6 protein-coding genes are annotated in these 11674 nt (G+C 74.7%); all 6 read left to right on the top strand.

Annotated features, from left to right (window positions below; all coding sequences use genetic code 11):
• Positions 1–218, top strand: a 218-nt coding sequence (locus QK442_RS35555) for an acyl carrier protein (RefSeq protein WP_282698274.1), incomplete at its 5' end; no start/stop codon positions are given.
• Entirely contained in the window at positions 215–1015 is an 801-nt protein-coding gene (locus QK442_RS35550; protein WP_282698273.1) for an alpha/beta fold hydrolase, read from the top strand. The genes QK442_RS35555 and QK442_RS35550, both read left to right, overlap by 4 nt.
• 42 nt (positions 1016–1057) lie before the next feature.
• Positions 1058–2125 carry a TauD/TfdA family dioxygenase gene (locus QK442_RS35545; protein WP_282698272.1) on the top strand — a complete coding sequence of 356 codons (1068 nt, stop codon included), beginning with the start codon at positions 1058–1060 and terminating at the stop codon, positions 2123–2125.
• 8 nt (positions 2126–2133) lie between these two features.
• Positions 2134–4140 (top strand): non-ribosomal peptide synthetase, encoded by a 2007-nt coding sequence (locus QK442_RS35540; protein WP_282698271.1) that lies wholly within the window; start codon positions 2134–2136, stop codon positions 4138–4140.
• A 74-nt stretch (positions 4141–4214) separates the two neighbouring features.
• Positions 4215–9884: a condensation domain-containing protein gene (locus tag QK442_RS35535; protein WP_282698270.1), complete on the top strand. Its 5670-nt coding sequence runs from the start codon at positions 4215–4217 to the stop codon at positions 9882–9884.
• Positions 9885–10060: 176 nt separating this feature from the next.
• A partial coding sequence (locus QK442_RS35530) for an amino acid adenylation domain-containing protein (protein ID WP_282698269.1) occupies positions 10061–11674 on the top strand: 1614 nt, incomplete at its 3' end.

Raw genomic sequence — 11674 nt, 5'->3', positions numbered from 1 at the left:
ACTTCTTCCACCTCGGCGGGCACTCCCTCCTCGGGGCCCGTCTCACCAACCACATCGCCAGTGCCCTCGACGTACGCCTCACCGTGCGCGACGTCTTCCAGCACCCCACCCCGGCCCGGCTCGCCGCGCACATCGACACCCTCAAGACCGCTCCGGCCGCCCGGAAGGCCCGACCGGCCCTCCGCCGCCGCACCGAGACAGATCGGATCAGCTCATGAGCGCCTCCACCGGTTCCTCCTTCACTCCCGCCCCCGAGGACGTCGTCTGGGACCTGCCCGGTGACGCCCCGCACCGCCTGTCGCTGCTCGTCCTCCCGCACGCGGGCGGCAACGCCCACGCGTACAGCGTCTGGCGCGAGCACCTCCCGGCCGACGTCCGTCTGCTCATCGGGCAGTACCCGGGCCGTGGCGCCCGCTACTGCGAGGACCTGCCCGGTTCCGTCGACGACCTGGCCCTGCCCGTCGTCGAGGCGCTCCCGGCGGACACCGGTGCCCTGGTCGTGCTCGGCCACAGCATGGGCTCCCTGGTCGCCTTCGAGGTGACCCGGGCCCTCCAGGCCGCCGGCCGCACCCCGCTGGGGCTCGTCGCCTCCGCCTGCCGGGCGCCGGTGCTGCCCAACCAGTGCCCGGTGCACCCGGAGCGGCTCGACGACGACGAGCTGGTGGCCGCCATCAAGGAGCGCGGCGGCACCGACGACGGCATCCTCGACGACCCGGAGCTGCGCGAGATCGTCCTGCCGTCCATCCGGGCCGACTTCGCGATCGACGACGCGTACCGGTGCACCGCGCCCGACGTACGGCTGGACTGCCCGGTCGCCGTCTTCGGCGGCGACGCCGACCCGATCGTGCAGGTCGACCTGCTCGACGGCTGGGCCCTGGTGGCCGGGCACGAGGTCGTCCCCGAGGTCCTGCCCGGCGACCACTTCTACTTCCAGCAGGACCTGACGGGATTCTTCGCCCGCCTCAACCCGGTGCTCGAAGCCCTCGCCACCACCCCGGCCACCACCACGGCCTGAGTCCCCGGCTCCCCCCGCCCTTCCGAAGACGAGGAACCCACCATGACCACCTTCGCCCCGCAGCAGGCCCGGACCGAGGCCCCCGTCCCCGCCCCCGGCACCCAGGACGCCCTCACCGTCGTCCGGGAGCCCGGCAAGCCCGCCCTCGTTCAGACGCCGCCGCTGTCCACCATGGCCGAGGCCACCGCCTGGCTGAACGCCCGGCGCTCCGAGATCCAGACCGAACTCCACCGCTCCGGCGCGGTCATGCTGCGCGGCCTGCCCGTCACGGACGCCGCCACCTTCGCGCAGGCCCGGGACGCGCTGATCGCGGAGCGCGCCGGGTACAAGGAGAAGGCGACCCCGCGCACCGACTTCGGCGAGGGCGTGTTCTCCTCCACCGACCTGCCGGCCGCCCAGCCGATCCGCCTCCACAACGAGAACAGCTACACCCTCGACTTCCCCGGCGTCCTCCTCTTCGGCTGCGTCACCGCCCCCGAGACCGGCGGCGCCACCACCGTCGGCGACATGCGCCGGGCCCTGGCCCTCCTCCCGCCGGAGCTGGTCGCCCGCTTCGAGAAGGCCGGCTGGCTCCTGGTCCGCAACTACTCCGACCTCGCGGGCATGCCCTGGCGCAAGGCGTTCTCCTCCGACGAGCCGGCCGGCGCCGAGGAGTACTGCGACGCGCACTCCATCGGCTACGAGTGGCTCGACGAGGAGACCCTGCGGACCCGTCAGCTCCGCTCCGCGATCATCACCCACCCGGTGACCGGCGAGCGCGTCTGGTTCAACCACTTCGCCTTCTGGAACGCGCGCAGCCTCGACGAGGACGTCCGTGAGGTCCTCGTCGAGACCTTCGGTGCCGACGGCCTGCCGTTCGACACCCGGCTCGGCGACGGCACCGCCCTCACCGACGCCGAGGTCGACGCCGTCAACGACGCCTACGCGGCCGTGACCGTCCGGGAGAGCTGGCAGGCCGGCGACCTGATGCTCGTCGACAACATCCTCTGCGCGCACGGCCGCGAGTCGTACACCGGCGCCCGCAAGATCCTCGTCGCCATGGGCGAACCGATCCCGCTGTCCGACTGCTCCCCGACCGTCGCCCCCTCCACCCACCCGTACGGAATGTGAGCCCCGCCATGACCGCCGTCCTCCCCGAGACCACGACCACCGCCATCGCGCCCGCCCCCGCTCCCGCCGAGGCGCCCGCCACCGCCACCGCCACCGCCACCGCCCTCGCCGAGGCATCCGCGCCCACTGCCGAGCCCGCTCCCTGCTCCTGCTCCGCGTGCGCCGCCGGCACCGGCCACGCCGACCTCCTCGCCCGGCTCGCCACCGCCCCCGGCGGGCGTACGGCGGTGGTCTCCGCCGACCGCGAGCTCAGCTTCGACGAGCTGCGGGCCGAGGCCGCCGCCGTCGCCGCCCGGCTCACCGCCCTCGGCATCGGACCGGAGAGCCTCGTCGCCCTCTGCCTGCCGCGCGGCGCCGGACTCGTCACCGCCCTCATCGGCACCCTCACGGCCGGCGCCGCCTACCTGCCGGTCGACCCCGCGCTGCCCGCCGAGCGCCGCCGCTACCTCCTGGAGGACTCCGGCGCGGACCTGATCGTCGTCGAGGACGTCGAGGACGCGGACACCGACCCCACGGCGGCCCCGCGGACCCGTACCCTCACCCTCGCCCAGCTGACGGCCCCGGCCCCCGCCCCCGGCCCGGCGGCCCCGTACCGTCCCGCCCCCGTCACCGCCGACACCCTCGCCTACGTCATCTACACCTCCGGCTCCACCGGCCGCCCCAAGGGCGTGGAGATCGGCCGGGGCGCCGCCTCGCTGCTCCTCGCGGAGCTGGAGGGAGCCGGGGCCGCCACCGGCGACGGCCGCCGGGTCGGCTGGAACGCCTCTCCGTCCTTCGACGCCTCCGTACAGCAGTGGGTACGGCTCTGCCGGGGCGACACCCTCGTCATGATCGACGAGGAGACCCGCCGCGACCCCGCCCTCCTCGCCGCCTTCGTCGACGCCCGGGGCCTCACCGACCTCGACATCACCCCCTCCCACGCCGACCCGCTCCTCGATCTCCTCACCGCCGACGGCGGCCCCCGCCCGCTGACCCTGCTCATCGGCGGCGAGGCCATCAGCCCCGCCCTGTGGGACCGCCTCGCCGCCGCCCACGGCTCCGGGCTGTTGCACGCCCTCAACGTGTACGGACCGACCGAGTGCACCGTCGACGCCACCGCCGGCCTGATCGACCGGCCCGGCGAGCCCCACATCGGCACCGTCCTGCCCGGCCTGCGCATGCGCCTCCTCGACGAGAAGCTCGCCCCGGTCGCCCCCGGCGAGACCGGCGAGCTGTACCTGGCCGGACCGCGCGTGGCCCGCGGCTACCGCAACCGGCCCGCCCTCACGGCGGAACGTTTCGTCGCGGACCCGGCGACGGACCCGACCACGACCCAGGCCGGGGACTCCAACGCCGGCGCACGCGCGTACCGCACCGGCGACCGTTGCCGCCTCCTCCCCGACGGCCGGCTCGTCTACCTCGGGCGCGCCGACGGCCAGGTCAAGCTGCGCGGCCACCGCATCGAACTCCCCGAGATCGAGACCGTCCTCACCCGCCAGAACGGCGTCGCGGAAGCCGCCGTGATCCTCGGCGAGGACGCCGCCGGCAGCCCCGCCCTGCTCGCCTACCACCGGGGCGGCGACGCCGAGGCCCTGCGCACCGCACTCGCCGCGACCCTCCCCGCGTACATGCTGCCGTCCGTCTTCGTCGCGGTGGAACGGTTCGCCACCACCCCCAGCGGCAAGCTCGACCGCGCCGCCCTGCCCACCCGCGCCGCGACCCCGGCGTCGCAGACCTGTCAGGCGCAGACCGGCCAGGCGGAGGGCGGCCCGGCGGCCCCGGCCGGCAGCGGCCTCTCCGGCCCCGCCGAGGAACTCATCGCCCGCGTCTGGGCACAGGTCCTCGGCGCCGCCTCGATCGGCCCCGACGACAACTTCTTCAAGCTCGGCGGCCACTCCCTCCTCGCCATCAAGCTGGCCTCCCGGGTCCGGGCCGAACTCTCCGTCACCCTCCCCGTCAAGGCCGTCTACGCGCACCCCCGGCTCCGCGACCTCGCCGCCCACATCGAGGAGCTGACAGCCGCGCGGGATGCCTGACCGCCCGCCGCACCGGCGCGGTCCCCACCACCGGTCCACCCACCCGCCCCCGTCCTTCACGAGAGGCAGCAACCGTGATCCCCCTGTCCTACGCCCAGCGGCGTCTGTGGTTCATGAACCGGCTGGAGGGCCCGACCCCCGCCTACAACGCGCCCGTGGTGCTCCGCCTCGCGAGCCGGCCGGACCCGGCCGCCCTGGAGACGGCGGTACGGGACGTGGTGGCGCGGCACGAGGTGCTGCGGACCGTCTACCCGGCCGTGGACGGGGAGCCGCACCAGCGGATCGTCACGGACCCCCCGGTACGGGTCGAGGCGGCGCGGTGCCCGGCCGGCGAGGTCGACGAGAGCGCGACGGAGTTCGCCCGCCTCCCCATCGACATCACCCGGGAACTTCCCCTGCGGGTGGGCCTCTTCGAGGCCGAAGGCGAGGAGGTGGTGGTCCTCGTCCTGTCCGTGCACCACATCGCCACCGACGGCTGGTCGGTCGGCTGTCTCCTGGGGGATCTCGACACCGCCTACCGCGCCCGCGCCGAGGGCCGGGAACCGAGCTGGGAGCCGCTGCCCGTCCAGTACGCCGACTACACCCTCTGGCAGCGGGACATGCTCGGCGACCCCGACGACCCGGAGAGCACCGCCCACGAGCAGCTCGCCCACTGGCGCGAAGCCCTCGACGGCATCCCCGCCGAGACCCGGCTCCCCGCCGACCGCCCCAGGCCCGCCGAACCGACCCACGCGGGCGCCTTCGTCCGCACCGAACTGGACGCGGCCACCCACCGTGCGCTGGCCGACGTGGCCCGCGACGGCCGGGCCACGCTCTTCATGGTCGTCCGGGCCGCCCTCGCCCTCGCCCTCCACGCCGCCGGCGCGGGCCCCGACCAGGTGGTGGGCACGCCGGTCGCCGGCCGGCCCGAGGAGGACCTGCACGAACTGGTCGGCTTCTTCGTCAACACCCTCGCCCTGCGCACCGATCTGACCGGTGACCCCACTCTCGCGGAGGTCGTACGAAGGGTCCGCGACGCCGATCTCGCCGCCTTCGCCCACGAGGACCTGCCCTTCGACCTCCTCGTGGAGGACCTCAACCCCGAGCGTTCCCTCGGCCGCCACCCCCTCTTCCAGGTCATGGTCAGCGCCCAGGCCCAGCAGGACACGGAACTCCGGATCGGCGGCATCCCCGCCACACTCGACGACGCCGACCTCGCCACCGCCAAGTTCGACCTCGGCTTCCACTGCCAGGAGCGGACCGGCACCGACGGGGAACCCGGCGGACTCCTCCTCGGCCTCCAGTACGCCACCGACCTGTACGACGAGGACACCGCCCACCTCCTGCTCGGCCTCTTCCGCCGAGCCCTCACGGTCCTCGCCGAACAGCCCGGCACCACCCAGGTCAGCGGCCTCACCCTCCTCACCGAGGAGGAGCAGGCGGACGTCGACCGCCGCCACCGAGCCCTCGCCGCGGCGGCCGCACACGGCCGCTCCACGCCCCGGCCCGGGTCCAGGAAACACCGGGGCACCGGACCGGCCGCCGACCCCCGGGAGGAGATCCTCCGCGGCCTCTTCGCCGAGATCCTCGACCGGACCGACACCGTCCTCGCGGAGGACAACTTCTTCAAACTGGGCGGCCATTCGCTCCTCGCCGGAAAGCTCACGAACCGGATCCGCACGGCCCTCGGCCTCCAGGCGGCGATCCGCGACGTCTTCCTCGCCCCCACTCCCCGACAGCTCCTGCGCCGCCTCGACCTCGACGCAGACGGCGGCACACCCGGCGATGGCACCGGCGACGGGACCGCGCGACCCACACTCCGCCCCGTACCCGCCCCGCTCCGTCCGGCACTGCTGCCGCTCTCGTACGCCCAGCGGCGGCTGTGGCTCCTCAACCGGATGGAGGGCCCCTCCGCCGCCTACAACGCGCCCGTCGTCCTCCGCCTCGCCACCCGCCCCGCCCCCACCGTCCTCGAAGCGGCGATACGGGACGTCCTGGAACGGCACGAGGTGCTGCGGACCGTCTACCCGGCCGTGGAGGGCGAGCCCCACCAGAAGATCCTCACCGGCACCTCCGTGCCCGTCGAGACCGTCGCCTGCGCGGCCGGCGAGGTCGACGAGAAGGTGACGGAGTTCGCCCGCCTCCCCATCGACATCACCCGGGAACTTCCCCTGCGGGTGGGCCTCTTCGAGGCCGAAGGCGAGGAGGCGGTGGTCCTCGTCCTGTCCGTGCACCACATCGCCACCGACGGCTGGTCGGTCGGCTGTCTCCTGGGGGATCTCGGCACCGCCTACCGCGCCCGCGCCGAGGGCCGGGAACCGAGCTGGGAGCCGCTGCCCGTCCAGTACGCCGACTACACCCTCTGGCAGCACGAACTCCTGTCCCCCGACCGCAACTTCACCCAGCGACGACTGGACTTCTGGCGCGAAGCCCTCGACGGCGCCCCCGCCGAGACCCGGCTCCCCGCCGACCGCCCAAGGCCCGCCGAACCCAGCCACCGAGGCGCCCTCGTGACCGCCGAACTCGACGCCGTCACCCACCTGGCGCTGACCCGGGTCGCCCGCGACGGGCGCGCCACCTTCTTCATGGTCGTCCGGGCCGCCCTCGCCCTCGCCCTCCGCGCCGCCGGCGCCGGACCGGACCAGGTCGTCGGCACCCCCGTGGCCGGCCGGCCCGACGAAGCCCTCGACGATCTCGTCGGCTTCTTCGTCAACACCCTCGCCCTGCGCACCGATCTGACCGGTGACCCCACTCTCGCGGAGGTCGTACGAAGGGTCCGCGACGCCGACCTCGCCGCCTTCGCCCACGAGGACCTGCCCTTCGACCTCCTCGTGGAGGACCTCAACCCCGAGCGTTCCCTCGGCCGCCACCCCCTCTTCCAGGTCATGGTCAGCGCTCAGGACCGCCGGGACGACACGACGTCCCTCGGCGGCATCCCCGCCGTCCTCGACGGAGCCGACCTCGGCAGCGCCAAGTTCGACCTCGGCTTCCACTGCGCCGGCACCCACGGTGACGACGGCGTGCCCGGCCCCCTCCTCCTCGGCCTCCAGTACGCCACCGACCTGTACGACGAGGACACCGCCCACCTCCTGCTCGGCCTCTTCCGGCGGGCGCTCGCGGCACTCGCCGAACAGCCGGCGGACACGCCCCTGAGCGGGATCGAATGGGCCACGGACGACGAGCGGCACGCCGTCGAGCGACGCCACGAGGCCCTCGCCGCCGCCCGGGCCGCCGAGCCGGAGACCCCCGGCACCCCGGACCCCGGGCGGGGACGCGCGGAGAACACCGCCGCCGACCCCCGGGAGGAGATCCTCCGCGGCCTCTTCGCCGAGATCCTCCACCGCGACGACGTCCTGCCCGACGACAACTTCTTCAAGCTGGGCGGCCATTCGCTCCTCGCCGGGAAACTCGCCAACCGGATACGCGGGACCCTCGGCCTCCAGGCCGCGATCCGCGACCTCTTCCTCGCCCCCACCCCCCGACAGCTCCTGCGCCGCCTCGACGAGCGCGCCGACGGCCCCGCCCGGCCCCCGCTCCGCCCCGTCCCCGCCGCCCTGCGCCCCGCCCGGCTGCCGCTCTCAGCCGCCCAGCGCCGTCTGTGGTTCGTCGGCCGGCTCGAAGGCCCCAGCGCCACCTACAACATCCCCGTCGTCACCCGCCTGCACCAGCCCCTCGAACCGGCCGTCCTCGCCGCCGCGCTCGCCGACGTCGCCACGCGGCACGAGGTGCTCCGCACCGTCTACCGCTCGGCGGGCGGCGAGCCGTACCAGCTCGCCCTCGACGACCGGACACCCGTCCTCGACGAGGTCCGCGCCGGCGGCCCCGACGCCGTCCGGGCCGCCGTGGACACCGCCGTCGCCCACGTCTTCGACCTCGCCGCCGAACTGCCCTTCCGGGCCACGCTCGTCACCGGTGACGACGGCCGCCAGACCCTGGTCCTCCTCGTCCACCACATCGCCGCCGACGGCTGGTCCACCTCCTGCCTGCTCGCCGACCTCGACACCGCCTACCGCGCCCGCGCCGAGGGCCGGGCACCCGGCTGGGAGCCGCTGCCCGTCCAGTACGCCGACTACACCCTCTGGCAGCACGCCCTCCTCGACGGCACAGTCGGCACAGGCGACACAGACGGTACGGGCGGTAAGGACGGCACAGGCGGCACGGACGGAGCCGAGCGCATCCCCGGCATCGCCGCCGAGCAGCTCGCCCACTGGCGCGCCGCCCTCGACGGCATGCCACCGCTCCTCGCCCTGCCCACCGACCGGCCACGCCCCCTGGAGAGCGACGGCACCGGCGCCCTCACCGGCTTCGAGGTGAGCGCCGCCACCCACCAGGCCCTGCTCCGCTGCGCCCGCGCACACGGCGCCACCCTCTTCATGGTCGTCCAGGCCGCCCTCGCCACCCTCCTCACCCGGCACGGCGCCGGCACCGACATCGTGCTCGGCACCACCGTCGCAGGCCGCGCCGACCACGCCCTGCACCCCCTCGTCGGCTTCTTCGTCAACACCCTCGTCCTGCGCACCGACACCTCCGGAGACCCCGCCTTCACCGACCTCGTCCACCGGGTCCGCGAGGCCGGACTCGCCGCCTACAGCCACCAGGACCTCCCCTTCGACCGGCTCGTCGAGCACCTCAGCCCCCAGCGCTCCGCCGCCCACGCCCCGCTCGTCCAGGTCATGCTCCAGGTCCACGCCGCCGACACCACGGGCCGCACCCCGTCCGTCCTGGACGGCGAACCGGTCGCCTTCACCGGCACCGGAGCCAAGAGCGACCTCACCTTCGCCCTCACCGAACTGACAGGTCCCGACGGCGGCCCCGGCGGCCTGCGCGGCGCCCTGGAGTACGCCACCGCGCTGTACGACGCCGACACCGCCCGGCTCCTGGCTCGGCGCCTCACCGAGACCCTCGACGCCTTCGCCGCCGACCCCGCCGCACCGCTCTCCGCGCACCGGTACGACGGCGACGCGCCCGTCACACCCGTGACCGTCCTCGACGAGCAGGGCCGCCCCGCGCCCGTACGGGTGCCCGGCGAGGTGCACACCCCGGTGCCCGGCGGCAGGCTGCGCGCCACCGGCCGGAGGGCGTACGTCTCCGCCGACGGCACCCTGCGCCCGGTCGCCACCCTCACCGCCGGCGGCTACCCGGTCGAACCCGGCCGAGTCGAGGAGGCGCTCCTCGCCCACCCGGCCGTCACCGGCGCCGCCGTGGACGTCCACGACGACCGGCTGCACGCCACCGTCACCTGCGTGCCCGGCACCGCCGTGACCGAGGCGGAGCTGCGCGCCTGGGCGGAGCGGCGGCTGCCCGAGTACCTCGCCCCCGCCCGGATCACGGTCGGCGGCGGGGCTCGGCCCGGCGGCCCGGCAGGGGAGACGGCGGCTCCGATCGGCGCCCACGAGGAGCGGCTGCTCGCGCTCTTCCGGGAGGTGCTCGGCGGACGGGACGTCGGACGCGGCGACAACTTCTTCAAGACGGGCGGACACTCGCTCCTCGCCGTGCGGCTCCTCAACCGGATCCGGGCCGAGTTCGGACAGGACCTCACCCTGAGGGACGTCTTCCGCAACCCGACCGCCACCGCCCTCGCCCGCCTGCTCGACGACGCCGCGACACAGCCTCCCAGGCCCGGGGACACCACACGGCCCGGCGGCGACGCCAGGACCCCCGGCGAGCCCCGTCCGCACACCCCGGCCGCCGGCCCCGCACGGCCCCCGGCCCCCGCCCCCGCGCTCAAGCGCCGCACCCGCGCCGGTACTCGTACCGGCCGCTGAACACCCTCACCCCACCCCGTACTACACGACCGGCAGCTCCGGGCGGCTCCTTCTGCCGCCCGGAGCTGCCGCGTCTCCTGCCCCGGACGGCCCTGCCCCACCCCTAGCGTGGTGGTCACGGAGGCGAGAGGAACCGTTCGCCCCGGTCTCTCGGCCCCTTACCGGAGGAACTCAGCATGCCCCCCAGCAGAACGGACGACCTGCTCGACGGCGGACCCTCTCCGGCTGTCGCGCCGCCGGTGCTCGACCTGATCGCCCACCAGGAGCGGACCCGCCCCGACGCCATCGCCCTGGTCCACGCCGACGCCCGGCTGAGTTACGCCGGACTCGGCGCCGCCGTCCGCGCCCGGGCCGCCGAACTCGCCGCCCAGGGCGCCGGACCCGGCCGCCTCGTCGCCCTCCACCGGCCGCGTGGTATCGACGCGATCGTCGGTCTCCTTGCCGTTCTCACTACCGGTGCTGCCTACTTGCCGCTCGATGTGCAGGCCCCCGATGCCCGCAACGCCGCCATCCTGCGGGATGCCTGTGGCGAGGACGCCCCCGAGCCCGCCGAGGTCGCCCGCCACGGCGAACTCGTCCTCGGCGGGCCCGGCGCGGGAGAGGACGCCGCCTACGTCATCTACACGTCCGGTTCCACCGGTGTGCCCAACGGTGTCGTCGTCGCCCACGACTCCCTCGCCCACTTCATCGCCGGTGCCACCCCCGCGTACGGCATCGGCGCCGACGCCCGCGTCCTGCAGTTCAGCCCGCTGCACTTCGACGCCAGCATCCAGGAGATCTTCACGACCCTCGGTGCGGGCGGCACCCTCGTGCTGCGCACCGACGACATGCTGGACGTCGCCGAACTCCTCGCGGGCTGCGAGGAGTTCGGCGTCACCCTCCTCGACCTTCCCGCCGCCTACTGGCACGAGCTGGTCTACGTTCTCACCACCGGCTCCGTCCGCCTGCCCGCCGCCCTGCGCACGGTCGTCATCTACGGTGAGGCCGCCCTGCCCGAGCGGATCGCGCAGTGGCGCGGTCTTGTCGGAGACCGGGTGCGGCTGCTCAACGCCTACGGCCCGACCGAGACCACCGTCGTCGCCACCGTCGCCGACCTCACCCGGCACGACTCCGGGCCGGTGCCCATCGGCCGCCCGCTGCCCGGCGTCCGTGCCGCCGTCGTCGCCGGTGAACTGTGGCTCCTCGGCGGGGGACTGACGCGGGGTTACCTCCACCGCCCCGATCTCAATACCCGCCGCTTCACCGAACTCGACGGCGAACGCGCCTACCGCACCGGCGACCTCGTCACCATCGGCGACGACCGGCAGATCCTGTACCACGGGCGCCTCGACGACGAAGTGAAGATCGGCGGCCAGCGCATCGACCCCGCCGCCGTCGACTCCGTCCTCGCCGGCCATCCGGCCGTCCGTGAGGCCGCCGCCGTCGCCCAGCAGGACGCCGACGGCGTCAAGCGGCTCGTCGCCTTCGTCGTCACCGACGGCGGCACCAGTGCCGAGGAACTCCGCGCGTGGGTACGCGAACGGATGCCGGCCGCCGCCGTCCCCACCGTCTCGATCGTCGTCGCCCTGCCCCGCACCAGCTCCGGGAAGATCAACCGCAAGGTGCTGCGCACCACCGACCCCCGGCTGGCGGTCGTCCACGAGGACCCCCTGCCTCCCGGGGACCGGGTGCCGCTCTCCCACGCCCAGCGCCGCCTCTGGCTCGTCAATCAGTTCGACGGCCCGTCCGCTGTCTACAACATGCCGGTCGTCCTCCACCTGGATGCGGCCCCCGACCGGGTGGTGCTTGTT

The organism is Streptomyces sp. CC208A, assembly GCF_030010625.1.
Lineage (GTDB): Bacteria > Actinomycetota > Actinomycetes > Streptomycetales > Streptomycetaceae > Streptomyces.
Note: the sequence above shows the minus strand (reverse complement) of the source record. Positions and strands in the feature narration are given on the sequence as shown.

Bases quoted from the DNA above. Each gene is read 5' to 3' on its own strand.
- QK442_RS35550 (WP_282698273.1), top strand. From the start codon at position 215: ATGAGCGCCTCCACCGGTTCCTCCTTCACTCCCGCCCCCGAGGACGTC.
- QK442_RS35545 (WP_282698272.1), top strand. From the start codon at position 1,058: ATGACCACCTTCGCCCCGCAGCAGGCCCGGACCGAGGCCCCCGTCCCC.
- QK442_RS35540 (WP_282698271.1), top strand. From the start codon at position 2,134: ATGACCGCCGTCCTCCCCGAGACCACGACCACCGCCATCGCGCCCGCC.